General features: G+C 71.0%; 15 protein-coding genes. 6 read left to right on the forward strand and 9 right to left on the reverse strand.

The features are described 5' to 3' along the window. Positions 1-125 precede the first annotated feature (125 nt). From argS to GCL84_RS00635, 4 genes are all read left to right on the forward strand, one after another. Positions 126-1,868, forward strand: a complete 1,743-nt coding sequence (gene argS, locus GCL84_RS00620; RefSeq protein ID WP_156753336.1) for an arginine--tRNA ligase — start codon at positions 126-128, stop codon at positions 1,866-1,868. Positions 1,869-1,926: 58 nt separating this feature from the next. Then, positions 1,927-2,508: an isopentenyl-diphosphate Delta-isomerase gene (gene idi / locus GCL84_RS00625; RefSeq protein ID WP_197522915.1), complete on the forward strand. Its 582-nt coding sequence runs from the start codon at positions 1,927-1,929 to the stop codon at positions 2,506-2,508. After that, positions 2,505-2,948 carry a PaaI family thioesterase gene (locus GCL84_RS00630; RefSeq protein ID WP_156753337.1) on the forward strand — a complete coding sequence of 148 codons (444 nt, stop codon included), beginning with the start codon at positions 2,505-2,507 and terminating at the stop codon, positions 2,946-2,948. Before idi ends, GCL84_RS00630 begins: the two co-directional genes overlap by 4 nt. A gap of 84 nt (positions 2,949-3,032) precedes the next feature. Next, positions 3,033-4,223 (forward strand): glycosyltransferase, encoded by a 1,191-nt coding sequence (locus GCL84_RS00635; protein ID WP_156753338.1) that lies wholly within the window; start codon positions 3,033-3,035, stop codon positions 4,221-4,223. A 97-nt stretch (positions 4,224-4,320) separates the two neighbouring features. Here the strand turns inward: GCL84_RS00635 and GCL84_RS29055 are convergent, their stop codons facing one another. From GCL84_RS29055 to GCL84_RS00660, 4 genes are all read right to left on the reverse strand, one after another. Further along, on the reverse strand, positions 4,321-5,625 hold the full coding sequence (locus GCL84_RS29055) for a DUF6801 domain-containing protein (RefSeq protein WP_235925903.1): 1,305 nt from the start codon (positions 5,623-5,625) through the stop codon (positions 4,321-4,323). 1,008 nt (positions 5,626-6,633) lie between these two features. Then, positions 6,634-8,406, reverse strand: coding sequence for a CopD family protein (locus tag GCL84_RS00650; RefSeq protein WP_156753341.1), 1,773 nt, complete (start codon positions 8,404-8,406; stop codon positions 6,634-6,636). 266 nt (positions 8,407-8,672) lie between these two features. Then, positions 8,673-8,867 (reverse strand): ferredoxin, encoded by a 195-nt coding sequence (locus GCL84_RS00655; RefSeq protein WP_156753342.1) that lies wholly within the window; start codon positions 8,865-8,867, stop codon positions 8,673-8,675. A gap of 364 nt (positions 8,868-9,231) precedes the next feature. Further along, entirely contained in the window at positions 9,232-9,957 is a 726-nt protein-coding gene (locus GCL84_RS00660; RefSeq protein WP_156753343.1) for a DUF6042 family protein, read from the reverse strand. Positions 9,958-10,139: 182 nt separating this feature from the next. On the opposite strand from GCL84_RS00660, the gene GCL84_RS00665 reads away from it, so the two are divergent. Both GCL84_RS00665 and GCL84_RS00670 read left to right on the forward strand, forming a co-directional pair. Then, positions 10,140-10,349 (forward strand): MbtH family protein, encoded by a 210-nt coding sequence (locus GCL84_RS00665; RefSeq protein ID WP_156753344.1) that lies wholly within the window; start codon positions 10,140-10,142, stop codon positions 10,347-10,349. Continuing rightward, positions 10,346-11,077, forward strand: coding sequence for a thioesterase II family protein (locus GCL84_RS00670; RefSeq protein WP_156753345.1), 732 nt, complete (start codon positions 10,346-10,348; stop codon positions 11,075-11,077). Before GCL84_RS00665 ends, GCL84_RS00670 begins: the two co-directional genes overlap by 4 nt. 35 nt (positions 11,078-11,112) lie before the next feature. Here the strand turns inward: GCL84_RS00670 and GCL84_RS00675 are convergent, their stop codons facing one another. The 5 genes from GCL84_RS00675 to GCL84_RS00695 form a co-directional block, all read right to left on the reverse strand. After that, positions 11,113-11,469 carry a hypothetical protein gene (locus tag GCL84_RS00675; RefSeq protein ID WP_156753346.1) on the reverse strand — a complete coding sequence of 119 codons (357 nt, stop codon included), beginning with the start codon at positions 11,467-11,469 and terminating at the stop codon, positions 11,113-11,115. After that, on the reverse strand, positions 11,466-11,954 hold the full coding sequence (locus tag GCL84_RS00680; protein ID WP_156753347.1) for a hypothetical protein: 489 nt from the start codon (positions 11,952-11,954) through the stop codon (positions 11,466-11,468). Before GCL84_RS00680 ends, GCL84_RS00675 begins: the two co-directional genes overlap by 4 nt. Before the next feature lie 78 nt (positions 11,955-12,032). Continuing rightward, entirely contained in the window at positions 12,033-12,824 is a 792-nt protein-coding gene (locus GCL84_RS00685; RefSeq protein WP_156753348.1) for an SDR family NAD(P)-dependent oxidoreductase, read from the reverse strand. Positions 12,825-12,924: 100 nt separating this feature from the next. Continuing rightward, on the reverse strand, positions 12,925-13,656 hold the full coding sequence (locus tag GCL84_RS00690; RefSeq protein ID WP_156753349.1) for an ABC transporter permease: 732 nt from the start codon (positions 13,654-13,656) through the stop codon (positions 12,925-12,927). Continuing rightward, on the reverse strand, positions 13,643-14,596 hold the full coding sequence (locus GCL84_RS00695; protein WP_156753350.1) for an ABC transporter ATP-binding protein: 954 nt from the start codon (positions 14,594-14,596) through the stop codon (positions 13,643-13,645). The genes GCL84_RS00690 and GCL84_RS00695 overlap by 14 nt, the downstream gene beginning before the upstream one ends. Positions 14,597-14,738: the final 142 nt, after the last annotated feature.

Below are 14,738 nucleotides of genomic sequence, written 5' to 3' on the forward strand. Positions count from 1 at the left end.
CGCGGGGCCACGGCGGTGGCGGGCGCGGCGACTCCCGCCACCGCCGCCCCACCCGGGGAAAACCGCTGGAAGCCGGGCGCGATACTGGTCACCCGAGCACGGACGAGGTGGCTGGAGGCTGCGCTGTGGGCAACGGCGATGTCGGGATCGAACTGGGCGCGCGGGTGGCCGGGGCGCTGCGCCGCGGCCTGGGCGTGGAGATCACCCCGGCGGAGGCCGTCATCCGACCCTCCACCCGCGACGGCGTCGACTACCAGTGCAACGCCGCGATGAGCCTGGCCAAGAAGCTGGGCAAGCCCCCGCGCGAGGTCGCGCAGGCCATCGTGGACGACCTGGACTCCGCCGACCTGGTGGCGACCGCGGAGATCGCCGGGCCCGGCTTCGTCAACATCGTGCTCAGCGACGCCTGGCTGGCCGACCGGGCCGCCGCGCTGCTCGGTGACGAGCGACTCGGTGTCGAGCCGGTGGCCGAGCCGCGCCGGTACGCGCTGGACTACTCGAGCCCCAACGTGGCCAAGGAGATGCACGTCGGCCACCTGCGCCCGACGATCATCGGCGACGCCATCCTGCGGCTGCTGCGCTTCGCGGGCCACGAGGTCGTCCCGCACAACCACCTCGGCGACTGGGGCACGCCCTTCGGCATGCTGATCGAGCACCTGCTCGACGAGGGCTGGACCCCCGGCGGCGGGCACTCGATCAGCGACCTCAACGGCTTCTACCAAGCCGCCCGGGTCAAGTTCGACACCGACGAGGGCTTCGCCACCCGGTCCCGGCAGCGCGTGGTCCTGCTGCAGGGCGGCGACGGGGCGACGCTGGCGCTGTGGGAGGTGCTGGTGGAGCAGTCCACCCAGCACTTCGAGAAGGTCTACGCCGAACTGGGCATCCTGCTGCGCCCCGAGGACATCTACGGCGAGAGCTTCTACAACCCCTACCTCGCCGACACCGTGGCCGACCTGGAGGCCAAGGGCATCACCGAGGTCAGCGACGGCGCGCTGTGCGTGTTCCCGCCCGGGTTCACCAACCGCGAGGGCGACCCGCTGCCGCTGATCCTGCGCAAGCGCGACGGCGGCTACGGCTACTTCACCACGGACATGGCCACGGTCCGCTACTGGATCGGCGAGCGGGACATGACCGACCTGCTCTACGTCGTGGGCGCCCCGCAGGCCCAGCACTTCGCGATGGTCTTCGCGGCGAGCCGGATGGCGGGCTACCTCACCGACGCGCACAGCGCCGTCCACATCGGGTTCGGCACGATCCTGGGCGAGGACGGCAAGACCATCCGCACCCGCGCGGGCGGCACGGTCAAGCTGTCCGAGCTGGTCTCCGACGCGGTGGCGCACGCGGCCAAGACGGTCGCGGAGCGGTCCTCGCTGGACGCCGACGCGCAGGAGCGGGTCGCGCGCGCGGTGGGCATCGGCGCGCTCAAGTACGCCGACCTGTCCAACGACCGGGAGAAGGACTACACCTTCAGCTGGTCGCGGATGCTGGCCAAGGAGGGCAACACGTCGGTGTACCTGCAGTACGCCAACGCCCGCTGCCACTCGGTGCTGGCCAAGTCCGGCCAGGACGTCGCCGCGGCCCCCGCGGTCGCGCTGACCGAGCCCGCCGAGCGCGCGCTCGCCCTGGCGCTGCTGCGGCTGCCCGCGGCCGTCGACGCGGCGGCCACCGCCTACGCCCCGCACAAGCTGGCCGCCTACCTGTACGAGGCGGCGACGACGTTCACCACCTTCTACGACACCTGCCCGATCCTCAAGGACGACGTGCCCGCCGACGTGCGCGCGTCCCGGCTGGTCCTGACCAAGCTGACCTCCGACGTGCTCACCCTCGGTCTGGGGCTGATGGGCATCGAGGCGCCGCACGAGCTGTAGGTGACAACTTGACCACCAACAGTTGCCACGCGGACGAGCCGGGCGGCACAGTGGTGTCGTGATCACTGAACACGTGGTGCTGCTGGACGAGTCGGGCAACGCCGTCGGACTGGCCGACAAGTACCAGGTCCACCACGCCGAGACACCGCTGCACCTGGCGTTCTCCAGCTACGTGTTCGACCGGGGGGGCCGCTTCCTGCTCACCCGGCGGGCCGCGTCGAAGAAGACCTGGCCCGCGGTGTGGACCAACTCCTGCTGCGGGCACCCCGCTCAGGGCGAGGCGGGTGACGCGGCGGTGCGCAGGCGCCTGGCCGACGAGTTGGGCATGGTGGGCGAGTTCGGCGTGGACCTGGTGCTGCCCGGTTTCCGCTACCGCGCGGTGATGGCGGACGGCGTCGTGGAGAACGAGATCTGCCCGGTGTACCGGGTGGTGACCGAGGTCGAGCCGGAGCCCAACCCGGCGGAGGTCGACGACCTGCGCTGGCTGGACTGGGCGGGGTTCACCCGGGAGGTGCTGGCGGGCGCGTCCGAGGTGTCGCCGTGGTGCGTGCTGCAGGTGCGCGCGCTGGTGGAGCTGGGCCCCGACCCGCTGGCCTGGCCGGTGGGCGACCCGGCGCTGCTGCCCCCGGTGCTGCGGTGAGCGGGCCCGCGGCGTTCAACGAGGCGATCGCCCACCTGATCCCGCAGGCGCACCGGATGGGGGTGACCGCGCTGGAGCTGGCCCCCGGCCGGGCGGTGTGCCGGGTTCCGCTGGCGGGCAACGGGAACCACCTGGGCACGATGTACGCGGGGGTGCTGTTCACCGTGGCCGAGGTGCTCGGCGGGGCGATCTGCCTGCCCAGCTTCGACGTGGGCCGGTTCTACCCGGTGGTGCGCGACCTCAAGATCGACTTCCGCAGGCCCGCCCGGTCGGACGTGACCGCCACCGCCGAGCTCGACGCCGCGACGGTCGAACGGGTGGGCGCCGAGGCGGCCGCCGAGGGCAAGGCGGCGTTCACGCTCGCCGCGGAGCTGGTGGACGCCGAGGGCGTCGTGGTCGCCACGACCGTGGGTTCCTACCAGCTCCGCGCGCACCGGTGACCCGGGGCGGAACTTTCCGACTTATCGGTCAGTGACAGGAAACTCACGTGCGGTGAGCACTCCCGGGTGCCTACATTGCCCACTGTGGATCTCCTCTTCTCCTCCCTGCCCTCGCACGGCCACCTGTACCCCGTGCTGCCCCTGGCGATCGCGGCCCGCGAGAAGGGCCATCGCGTCACCTTCGCCACCGCCGCCGCCTTCCACCCGACCCTGACCAGGCTCGGCCTCGACGTGCTCGACGTCGGCGTGTCCATCCCCGAGGCGTTCCAGCAGGTCAGCGCGCGGATGGGCGCGCCGACCGACCCGAAGGCCGCGCGCGGGCAAGACCCGGAGGCCAGGATGAGGCTGTCCCGCGCGGTCTTCACCGACTTCCTGGTCCGGCGCTTCCACCAGGGCCTGCTGGCGCACCTGAGCGGCGGCCCGCGGCCCGACCTGGTGGTCTGGGAGGCCGCGGCGTTCGGCGCCGGGCTGGCCGCGAAGGCCGCCGGGGTGCCGCAGGTCTGCCACAGCTTCGGCCGCGCTCCCGACCCGGAGGACGACACGAGCATGGGCGCGGCCTTCCGCGACTCGTTCGCCACCACCGTGGTCGACCTGATGGGCCCCGACTCGGGCTCCGACGTCCAGGACGTCCTCGAGACCACGCCCTACCTCGACATCTACCCGCCCTCGATCCAGCTCCCGTCGTTCGTGGGCCGGGCGAACCGGGTGCCGCTGCGACCGGTGGCCTTCGCCGAGCCCGGCGACCTGCCCGACTGGGTGGTCGCGCACGAGCGGCCGCTGGTCTACCTGACGCTGGGCACGGCGTTCGGGCACGCGGGCGTGCTGCGCACCGCGATCGAGGGCCTGGCCGCGACCGGCGCGCGGGTGCTGGTGGCCGCGGGTCCGACGATCGATCCCGCCGAGCTGGGTGACCCCCCGCCGTCGGTGACGGTCCGGGCGTGGGTGCCGCAGGCAGACCTGCTGCCGCACGTCGACCTGGTGGTGCACCACGGCGGCTCGGGGACCAGCCTGGGCGCGGCGGCGGCGGGCGTGCCGCAACTGTTCCTGCCGCAGGGCGCCGACCAGTTCGTCAACGCGGACGCGGTGTGCTCGTCCGGCGCGGGCAGGCAGCTCACGGGCGAGCAGGTCACCGCCGCGACGATCACCGAGACCGCGCGAGCCCTGCTGTCCGACGAGGGTGTCGCCGCGGCGGTGAAGGCACTGGCCGAGGACATCGCCGCGCTGCCCGCCCCGGCCGACGTCGTCGACCGGCTGACCGCGTTCGCCAAGTCCTGAACCGGGTCCACAGACAGCGAGAAGCCCCCCGGCACTGGGTGCCGGGGGGCTTCTCGTTGGTGCCAGTTCAGCTATCGACTAGCTGACCAGACTGGTGTCAGCGGCCAGCGCTGGTGCCGGTCTTGGCGGTCAGGGTCAGGTCGATGGTGTTGCCCGAGCCCTGCGCCAGCAGCGAGATGATCGGGGTCAGGAAGCCACAGCCGTCAAGGCTGGACAGGGTGTAGTTGCCCTTGATCTGACCGCCCTTGAGGACGTCGAAGTTGCCGGTGGAGGCCAGCTTCAGCGCGGAGGGGGCGGTGGTGCGGCAGGTGTCGCCCTCGCTGATCGGGATACCGAACAGGGTGAGGCGGTCCAGCACGACGTTGATCTGGCCGTCGAAGGTGATGGCGCCGGTCTTGACCGTGCCGGAGGGCTGGCCCACCGGGACGACCTTGATGTTGGCGTCGCTCGGCAGGAAGCCGAACACCTTGAACGAGCCCTTGGTCGGGTCGATCTTCAGGTCACCGACGTACTTGCCGGCCGCCAGGTCGGCGGTCGCGTTGAAGGTGCCGTTCAGCGGGACGGGGCCGCCCAGCTTCGACAGGTTGGTGTTGCCCTTGATCGCGTAGTCGACCTTCACGCCGTTGCTCGGCGGGGTGGTCGGCGGCGTGGTCGGCGGCGTGGTGGGCGGGGTCGTCGGCGGCGTCGTGGGAGGCGTCGTCGGCGGGGTGGTCGGCGGCGTCGTCGGCGGGGTCGTCGGCGGCGTCGTCGAGGTCGGCGGCGGGGTCGTCGGCACCGTCGTCGGGGTGTCACCGCCGATGGTGAAGGTGTGGAGCAGGTTGTCCTGGCCCGGCTTGGCGGTGCAAGCGGACTCGAAGGTGCCAAGGCCCGTCTCGGAGCCGTCGGCGGTCTTCGGGGTCAGGGTCAGCACCAGGTCACCAACGGTGATCTTGGCCTCGCCAGGCTGGTTGAAGCTCAGCGAGGGGGCCTCGCCGGTGGCGATGACGTCGAACGCGCCGGAGGCGGGGACGTCGGTCTTGTCGACCACGACCGGCACGTTCACCGGGAGGGTGATGCCGGGGGCCGCGACGGTGGAGGCCGCGAGGGCGGTGCCCTCAATGGTCTTCGCGCCGACCAGGGTCAGGCCCTGGGTCGCGGTCTCGGAAACGGTGGTGACCGCCTTGATGGCGATCTTGCCGGTCTGCTCGCCGATACCGACGGACGCGGGCAGGTCAGAGGTGATGACCGCCTTGATGTCCTGGTTGCCGATGAGCGGGAACGGGCAGGTGTAGTCCAAGGTCAGCGAGACGGGCACCGCGGAGCTGGAACCGGAGCCCAGCAGCAAACCGGTGGCGACCAGGGCAGCCGCACCAGTAACGGCGACACCCGAGGCAACCTTCTTGGAAACCTTACGAGGGGTCACGGTCATCCTTCCTTGCGTAAGTATCAACATCGATACGAGACAAAGCGGAATGATCCGCTTAGCCGAGAGTGAGGCGAGCATTCCGATGGCTGAAACCCTGCGGTTTCCTCCGACGATCGCCGTGCCATGAGACTAACCAGGCCCACAACTCGCCGCAAGGACTGGGGCGCATTTCGCGGGCATTAACTCAGAACTTGTCACCACACCCACTTCATGTCTGGTCCGATTAGCAGGAGCAGACATCGCCGAGGGGTCGAAAGCCTCCCCATGTCTCGGTGGCGCCGAAGTGCTTGCAAGTGCTCCCACCTGCGGGTTCTTACGCCAACGAACAATCTTGGCAACAGCTTTTGACCGACCGCGCAAGAAATACCCACAGCATCCAGAGACCGGTTTGAGCGGCGCGACCAGCGCGCAAAAACACTGTTTGGATCACCGAGCTTCTTGTCCGGATGTGACAACTTCCGGCCGCGCAGGCGTATCCACCGACGTCAGATCTTAAACCACTTAATTCGATCGCGGAGCGCATCAGCGCATACGCGTGGAATTTCGAGTTGCGGCGCGACGCCAAATAGACTTCCCGCCTGTTCGGCACGGAAGTGGCACACGTGGACCGGTGTCGACTTAGCGGCGTCCAGCGCCCTCTCGGCGTCCCACACCGCGCCCGGGGCAGGCGGCCGAGGGGTGGTCGCGGCGCGCACGCGCGGCCCGCTCGGTCGATCCCAGCTTGCCCATCAGTCCTCCCCCGGGTGTCGTCTCAGCGGTGTCGGTCGTCACAAGGATGCGCCAATTGATAGCAGAGCAGGCGGCCACTACGCAACGCGGACCTCACAGAAGACCTGGTTTTGTCACCACCGCCCAGGTTCTGGTTGGCGATTTGCACACCGCTCCGACCTGCAAGAACGCGCCCTCAGCAGAAACCGAGGACCGTTATTGTCATAAATCCACCATGGACAGTGCGGAGAATTCTCACCACCGCACAAAATAGCGGGGGAGGGCGAACCCGCGTCCCTAATCCGATTCCGGCTCGGGATCGCGCCTGGCGCCCAGGCTGCCCGCGTACACCGCGACGACCACCGCGGCGGTCACCGCGACCCAACCCGCCGCGCTCTGGATGCCCGCGCCGTCGTGGCGCCAGCCGAGTTCGAGCTCGGCGAAGAACGCCTGCCCCAGCACCGCCTCCCTGGCCAGCAGCGCCAGCCCGGTGGCCAGGTACACCGCGGACACCAGCATCACCGGCGCCCGCCGGGGCACGGGCGCGGAGAACAGCACGAGCCCGGCGGCCAGCGACCACGCCAGCAACAGCAGGCGCGCCCAGTGCTGGCCCGCCACCCCGTCGTAGAGGCCGAGGACGTAGAGCAGCGCGGGCGGGACGGCGAACACCGCGGCGGCCACCCACAGCCGGGGCCACCCGGCGGGCTCGACGCGCGCCAGCGCCAGCGGCCGCCCCCGCGCCAGCAGGATCGGGGCCACGACGCCGACGAGCACCTGCAGCACCAGGTGCGCGCTGAGCACGGCGGGCTCGTACTTGCCGAGCCCGGAGCTGGTCGCGGCGCCGAGGACCAGGCAGCCCGCCAGCCAGGACAGGGTGCGCTCGACCGGCCACGACGCCCGGCCGCGCAACGCGGCCAGGTACCAGACGGCGGCGACCACGGCGAGCGTGCCGAAGACGAGGTCCGGCCGCCACTGGGTCAGCATCCGCTCCATCGACGGCCGGTCGGGCAGCCCGTACCCGAGCAGCGACCGGGTGGTCGACCCCGGCCCGGGTTCCGCGCCGGGGCCCGGCGAGCGGGCCAGGCCCACGGCGATGCCGACCGTCACCAGCATCAGCAGCACCTCGACCGCGCCGACGCGCAGGAAGCCGCTGAACCTGCCCGCCTCCACCCTCGGGATGGTGCGCACCCGGTGCAGGTAGCCCAAGGCGCCCAGGACCAGGATCGCGGCCGTCTTGGCCAGCAGCAGCGCGCCGTAGTCGGTGGTCCACAGGTCGGTGGGCCGCACGCGCAGGAAGGCGTTGACCACGCCGGTCGCGGCGATCACCAGCCAGCAGGCCAGCGCGATCGCCGAGTAGAGCCGGATCGCGCGCACGGCGTAGTGCCTGCGCGCCCCGGCGACGACGAGCACGGCCACCAGCCCGCCGACCCACACGGCCGCGGCGAGGACGTGCGCCATGAGGCTGTCGGTGGCCCAGTCGTGGTCGCCGCCCGCCGAGGAGTGCCCGGTCAGCGCGACCGGGGCCACGCCGATGACCGAGGCGCACAGCAGGCCGACCGCGGGCACGGCGAACTTCTCCCACAGCCAGACCAGCGCGGCTGCGTGCGCGACGACCAGCCACGCGGTGGCCGCGGTGAACATCCCGATGCCGGGGAACAGGTGCCCGGCGGTGAGCACCTCGTGCGGCGGCATGCTCATCGAGTCCGAGACCGTCAGCAGCACCATCGCCAGGGCCAGCAGCGCCCAGCACCCCGACAGCCGCCCGGCCCAGCGCGCGGCCCGCCCGCGGTCGTCCGGGTCGGGGACCAGCACCACCGCGGCGACCAGGGCGCCGAGCACCAGCACGGCGAGCACCTCGGCCGCCACGCGCACGGCGGGCAGCCCGACGCGCACGGCCTCGCCGGGGTCGGGCAGGCCGGGCAGCGGGGGCTGGGCGCCCCGCACCGCGAGACCGACAGCGACCGCCCCGGCGGCGGCGACCCCGAGCAGCACCAGGACCGCCAGGGCCCGGGACCGCCCCCGCGAGGGCGATACCGCGCGGTCCCCGCCGTCGGCGCTGTCCAGGCTCATTGACGCCCCCTCGGCTCCATCGACAAGACCGGCGTTCCGAGCATGGTCCGGACCACCGCCCGGGTGCTATCCCCGATAGTGACAAATACCGGCCGACGCCCACCTCCGGCGTGCCAGTTTCCGCCCGCGCGGCGGCGCCGTCCGCCCATTAAGTCCACATTGGACACTGAGCACGGCGCGTGTCGTTGTGCGATCGGGTTTCCGGCGCGAAACGGACAGGGGGCGCCCACCGGTCCCCCGGTGGGCGCCCCCTGTCGCGGCGTCGGTCAGTCGGCGATGCTGATGGCGCCCGCCGGACAGACCAGCTCGGCCTCCTTGACGTCCTCCTCGCCACCCGCGGGCACGTCGGCGCGCAGCAGCTCCACGATGCCGTCGCTGTCGCGCTGGGTGAACACCCCGCCCGCGACGGCCACGCACTGGCCCGCGCCGATGCACCTGTCCTCGTGGATCTCGACCTTCACGATGGGACTCCTTCCGAGTTCACCAAGCTCACAGGGGTTCGCACCCCGTGGATGATCATGACTTGCGTGGCGGGCAGCCGCTCGTCCGGCCCGGTCGGCGCCAGGGTCGAATCGCGCCCGCGGAGCGTCGCGGGCGATCCGCGCCCCCGCCCTGGCCGAACCCGGTCGGGGCGCGCGCCGCACCCGAAGGCACATGGTGGCGGTCGTGGCGGGCGATGTCCAGCGCCGCGGCCCCCGGGGTGCGACACCGGGCGCGGTCCGCCCGCGCCCCGGGCGGGCAGTTGTCAGCCACCGCGAGAACGGCGCGCCACCGGTGACAAAAAGGCGGCCATGGGGCCGTTCGGAGTAAATCCTCAGTGGACTATCAGGTGGGTTCCAGCGGGTTGAGCCGGGCCGGGCCGTTCACCCGGATGCGCACCTCGTCGTGCGGCCAGGCGCACTCGACCTCGTCCAGGACGGTGAAGTCCGGCTGGTCGCCCAGGATCACCACCGCCGCCCGGACCGTCTCCACGTCCAACTCGAGGATGTCGGCGAGCCCGTGCAGCGTCATCCGCACCTCGTCCAGCGGGTCGTCGCCGGTCGCGCCGAACAGCCCGGCCAGCCGCCGGACCACCGGGCGGTACAGGTCGAGCCAGCGGCCCGCGTCCTCCTCGGCGACCCGCGCCCGCGACAGCGGCAGCACCTCGGCGGGCAGCCGGGCGCCGGGGTTGAGCCGGAACCGGCCGTCGCGCTCCACGAGCAGCGAGCACGCCACCAGGTAGTCCAATGTCCCAGCGACGCTGTCCGGCGCGGCGACGCCCAGCGCCCGCGCGTACCGGTCCACATCGCGGCGCAGGTCAGCCAGCCACCGCAGGCCCGCGTCCCCCGCCTCCCACGACTCCCACGCCGGGGCGGCCAACCCCGCGGCGGCGTCGGACGAGCGCCCCACCAAGCGGCCGACCTGGTCCCTCGTCGGCGCCCCGAGCAGGACGACGACACCGAGGACCTCGACCGCCACGTGCGGCACGAAGCGGTCCCAGCCCAGGCCCTCGAACACCGCGCGGGACAGCTCCGCGCGCTGGACCTCGGTCCCCCACAACTCATCGCCCATACCGGCTGCATCACCCGCGTCCACGCCCGCGTTACACGCATTGACCTGCTAGAACCCCACAAATTCCGGCAATGGGGCGGATTAACCCACCATCGGCCTTCTCGGTGATCAACAAGCCGGCCGATAGGGGCTGCCCGCGACCGTTCCCGCGGATATCCTCCTGACGGACGAGAGGACGCGTGATGACCAACCCGTTCGACGACCCCGAGGGCCGGTACCTGGTGCTGGTCAACGACGAGGGCCAGCACTCGCTCTGGCCCGCCTTCGCCGAGGTGCCCGCCGGGTGGACGACCACCCACGGCGAGGACACCCGCGCGGCCTGCCTCGAGCACATCGAGCAGCACTGGACGGACATGCGGCCCGCCAGCCTGATCCGGGCGATGGGCTCGTGACGGCCTGGTTGCGGTGCTTCGCGCCGCGACCGGACGCGGCCGTGCGGTTGGTCTGCTTCCCGCACGCGGGCGGCTCCGCCTCGGCCTACCACCAGTGGCCCGCCGCGCTGGGCGACGGGATCGAGATGCACGCGGTGCAGTACCCGGGCCGCGCCGACCGGTTCCCCGAGCCGCTCGAGCCGGACCCGGCCGCGATCGCCCGCGCCGTCGTGGCCGCCCTGCCCGCCGACGGCAAGGACCTGGCGCTGTTCGGGCACAGCATGGGCGCGCTGCTCGCCTACGAGGTGGCCAGGTCGCTGCCGGGAGTGCGCCGCCTGGTCGTCTCCGGGTCGCTGCCCCCGCACACCGTGCACGACCAGCCACCCCTGTGGGACCCCGACGACGAGGTGTTGGTGGCGAACCTGCGCGAACTCGGCGGCGCCGGGCTCGAAGCGCTGACCGACCCCCAACTGCGCCCGCTGGTGCTCCCCTACATCCGCAACGACCTGCGACTGGTCGACAGGTACCGGCACGAGCCCGGCCCGCCCGCCCACTTCCCGATCACCGTGCTGGTCGGCGACTCCGACCGGCGCGCGCCCACGTCCCGGGTCGGGCGCTGGGCGGAGCTGACCGAGGGCCCCTGCCGGGTCCGGGTATTCCCTGGCGGCCACTTCTACCTCGACGAGCAGCGTGAGGCGGTCACCGCCGCGATCGGGCGCGAGCTGCTCGACCCGATGCCCGCGCAGTAGTCGATCACGGCGGGGTGTGCGGGGCCGGACAGCCGTCAGTCAGTCGCTTTCGGGTGTGGCCCGGCGTACTCGACCCACACCGTGCGCTTCTCGACGTCGAGCAGGTACCAGACGCGATCTCCGCTGGTGACCTCGAGCTGCCAGCGCGGCAGCGACCGCCCGCCCTGGGTGCCGGTCGCCAAACCGCCCCTGAGCGGGTGGTGACGGGAAGTCGGCTTACCCAGCCCCGGACCGGGGTCGTGCCGCATGATCTCCCATGCGGCACGCAAGTTGTTCGCCGCCCGGTTCTCGAGTTCAGCCCACCCGTCGACCGCGTCGTTCTTGCTGTACTTGACGCGCCACTCCTCGCCGGTGGTCGGTGGCGCGACCGGGTCGTTCCGCTTCGGGCTCACGCGGTGACTGCTCCAGGGGCGGGCACGTCACCCAGGTCCTCGCCGCTCTGGCGCAGGATGTCGAGCAGTCGCGGATCGGCGTGGACCTCGGCCGTGTGCTGCCACTCGGTGATCAGTCGCGTGACCGGCGCGGGCGTGCCGAGGGAGTTCGCGGCCTCAAGCGTCTCGACCAGCTCGACGGCGAAGGCCTGCATGTCTTCGCGGGGCAGGAAGCGCACCCACGGGAAGGCCCTGGGCATCACGTCGGTGACGAGCTCGCGGACGTCGGCGTGCTGCTGCATCAGCGCGATGAAGAGAGTGGTGGTGGTCGACACGACCTCCCGCACCTCTTCCGCTCGGCTGACCGTCGTGAGCACCAAGTCCTCCTCGTCACCCCGGCGGTGCACGAGAAGGGTCTGGTTCGGTGACTCCTGCAGCTTGCGCACCGAATCGGCAGGCTTATTCGACAGATCGCTGAAGTTGATCTCGGAGGCGGTAGCAGGCATACCTTCAAAGTACTTTAAAACTAACCGCCCGTCCAGTGCTCCGGGGGCTCGGGGCGAGCCCCCGGAGCAGAGCGCGGGCTAGCGCAGGGCGCGCTGCGCCTCGGCGATCTGCTGGGTGGTGTTGTCCGGTGGCTGCTGCCGCTGGATCCACGCGGCGGCGGAGGGGAACTGGAGCGCCAGGGCGCACAGGACCTTGATCTCGGCCGGGGCGACGTTGACCTCGGCGCGGTTCTCCTCGATGGAGTTGACCACCGCGTCGGCCACCTGGCCAGCGGTGACCGTGCGCATGCCCTTGGGCACGGGGACGCCGGTCTTCTCGAACATGCCCGCGTCGCCGACGATGCCGGGTTGGACCAGGGAGACGCCGACGCCGGAGGGGTGGAGGTCTTGGCGGAGGGCGTGGGCGAAGCCGCGGAGGCCGAACTTGGTCGCGGAGTAGAGCGAGGAGTGCGGGGTGGCGAGCATGCCCGCCACCGAGCCGATGAACGCGAGGTGGCCCCGGCCCGCCTCGACCATGGCGGGCGCGAGCAGCCTGGCGAGCATCACCGAGGAGCGCAGGTTCACCGTCAGCGCCCGGTCGACCTCGTCGGGGGTGTAGTCGAACAGGTCGCCGCTGGCGGGTTTGGCGGCGTTGGCGACCACGATGTCCACGTCGCCGCAGCGCTCGGCGAGGGCGGTGAGGTCGTGCGGGTCGGCGAGGTCGGCGGGCACGCAGCGCGCGCCCAGGTCCGCGGCCAGCGAGCGCAGCGCGTCGCTGTCGCGGCTGGTGACGATCAGGTCCGCGCCCGCGTCGGTCAGCCTGCGCGCGAGCACCTGGCCGATGCCGCCCGCGGCCCCCGTCAGGAGGACGTTGGCTCCAGCGATCTTCATCCTGCTACTCCCTGCTGCTGGTGGCACGACCGATCGCGGGCCCCGCCGCGCGGGACCCGCGATGGGTCAGAACACGTCTGAGATGTCCATTTTGGACTGATCAGGCCCTCTCCAGGAACCGGATCGCGCCGAGGAAGCCGAGCACCGACCACACCGCCAGGATGGCGTAGCTCCACGGCGACGCCGTGAACGTGGTGTGCGCCAGCGAGGCCCGCATGACCTCGGCCATGTGGTAGATCGGCAGCACCTCGTGCACGGTCTGCAGCCACCCCGGCAGCCGCTCGATCGGGAAGTTGATCGGCGAGAACATCAGCGCGGTGAAGGCGATCAACTGCGACAGCGCCATCGCCAGCTCGGCCTGCATGACGAACGAGTAGCCGTAGCCGATCCCGAAGCAGGACAGCACCATCAGCAGGAACCCGGGCACGATCGTCCACGAGATGGCGTAGCCGGGCTCGAAGATGAGGTGCGCGATGAACACCGACATCACGATCGCGGGGACCGTGATCGCCGCCCAGATGCCGACGTCGGCGATCAGGAACGTCTTGCGGCTGACCGGGAGCGACTTGACGAAGTCGATGTAGCCCTGCATCCGCGCGCCCGCGTTCTGCATGGGCACCGTGACGAGCGCGGTGAAGATCAGGACCATCGTCGGGGCGCCGGTCGCCAGGTAGAGCATGGAGCTCTTGTCCGGCGACGGGATCAGGTAGGAGAAGCCGATGGACACGCCGAGCGCGATCAGGATCATGATCAGCGTGAAGACGACCAGGTAGCTGGCCTGCTTGCGGACCTGCAGCTCGATGACGTGCTGCAGTTGCCTAGTGGAGGGCATCTTCGGTCTCCTCCGCCTTGCCGACGAGGTCGATGTAGAGGTCTTCGAGGGTGATCTCGGTGAGCGCGTACGCGCCGATGGTGCGGTTCTCGTGCTGGTCCGAGGCCCACTCCAGCGCCCTGGCCGCCAGGCCGCGGTCGAAGGTGAGCGTGAGCTCGGCCTCGGCGATCTTCATGCTCTCCGCCCAGTCGGGGCTGACGATCTCGCCCGCGCCCGCCCTGGCGACGGCCTCGAGCTTCATCCGGTTGCCGATCGCCTCGGCCTTGATCTTGCTGGCGTTGCCCTGCAGCAGCACCTTGCCCCGGTCCAGCACGGCGACCTCGTCGACGGTGGACTCCGCCTCGCGGATGCTGTGGGTCACCAGCACGACCGCCGTGCCGTCGCGGGTCAGGTCGCGGATGGCGTTCCACAGGTACCGCCGCCGAACCGGGTCGACGTCGTTGGTCGGCTCGTCGAGGACGACCGCCCGGCCGGGGCAGATCGCCGCCATGCAGAAGCCCGTCAGGCGCGTGACGCCGCCGGAGAGCTCCTTGCCCGGCACGTCGGCCCACTGCATGATGTCCAGCCGCTCGAACAGCTCGTTCGTGCGCTTCTCCACGGTCTCGTCGCTGACCCCGCGCAGCTTGCCCATGACGCGGGTGACCGCGCGCGGCGTCAACTCGCTCAACGGCGTCTTCGCCTGCGGCTGCACCGAGCACAGGTAACGACCCCGGTTGGGATTCTTCACGATGTCCTCGCCCGCGATGACGAGTGAGCCCTTGTCCGGCTTCAGAAGGCCGAGGAGTTGGTTGACGATTGTCGTCTTCCCCGCGCCGTTGTGGCCGAAGAGACCGAACACCTCGCCTTCGTTGACCCGCAGACTGACATCGTCGTTGGCCACCGTTTGGCGCCCTCGTGACTTGAAAGTCTTGGTCACGTTCTCGATCTCGATCACTGCCATGGGGAAACCTCCGCCGCCTGCATGACGTCATCATGACACCATGATGGTGTCGTGACAAGACTTCAATGGTGTCATCGTGGTGTCGAAGCTGTGACCTGCCCAAACGTTGCCCAGGTGGGAGTCGTGCAGCCATGGATGTTTG

Source organism: Actinokineospora pegani (genome assembly GCF_009745975.1).
GTDB classification, from domain to species: domain Bacteria; phylum Actinomycetota; class Actinomycetes; order Mycobacteriales; family Pseudonocardiaceae; genus Actinokineospora; species Actinokineospora pegani.

Excerpts from the sequence above, each read along its gene's own strand:
- GCL84_RS00650 (WP_156753341.1), bottom strand. The coding sequence starts at position 8,406 with ATGAGCCTGGACAGCGCCGACGGCGGGGACCGCGCGGTATCGCCCTCG.
- GCL84_RS00660 (WP_156753343.1), bottom strand. The coding sequence starts at position 9,957 with ATGGGCGATGAGTTGTGGGGGACCGAGGTCCAGCGCGCGGAGCTGTCC.
- GCL84_RS00665 (WP_156753344.1), top strand. The coding sequence starts at position 10,140 with ATGACCAACCCGTTCGACGACCCCGAGGGCCGGTACCTGGTGCTGGTC.
- GCL84_RS00680 (WP_156753347.1), bottom strand. The coding sequence starts at position 11,954 with ATGCCTGCTACCGCCTCCGAGATCAACTTCAGCGATCTGTCGAATAAG.
- GCL84_RS00685 (WP_156753348.1), bottom strand. The coding sequence starts at position 12,824 with ATGAAGATCGCTGGAGCCAACGTCCTCCTGACGGGGGCCGCGGGCGGC.
- GCL84_RS00690 (WP_156753349.1), bottom strand. The coding sequence starts at position 13,656 with ATGCCCTCCACTAGGCAACTGCAGCACGTCATCGAGCTGCAGGTCCGC.
- GCL84_RS00695 (WP_156753350.1), bottom strand. The coding sequence starts at position 14,596 with ATGGCAGTGATCGAGATCGAGAACGTGACCAAGACTTTCAAGTCACGA.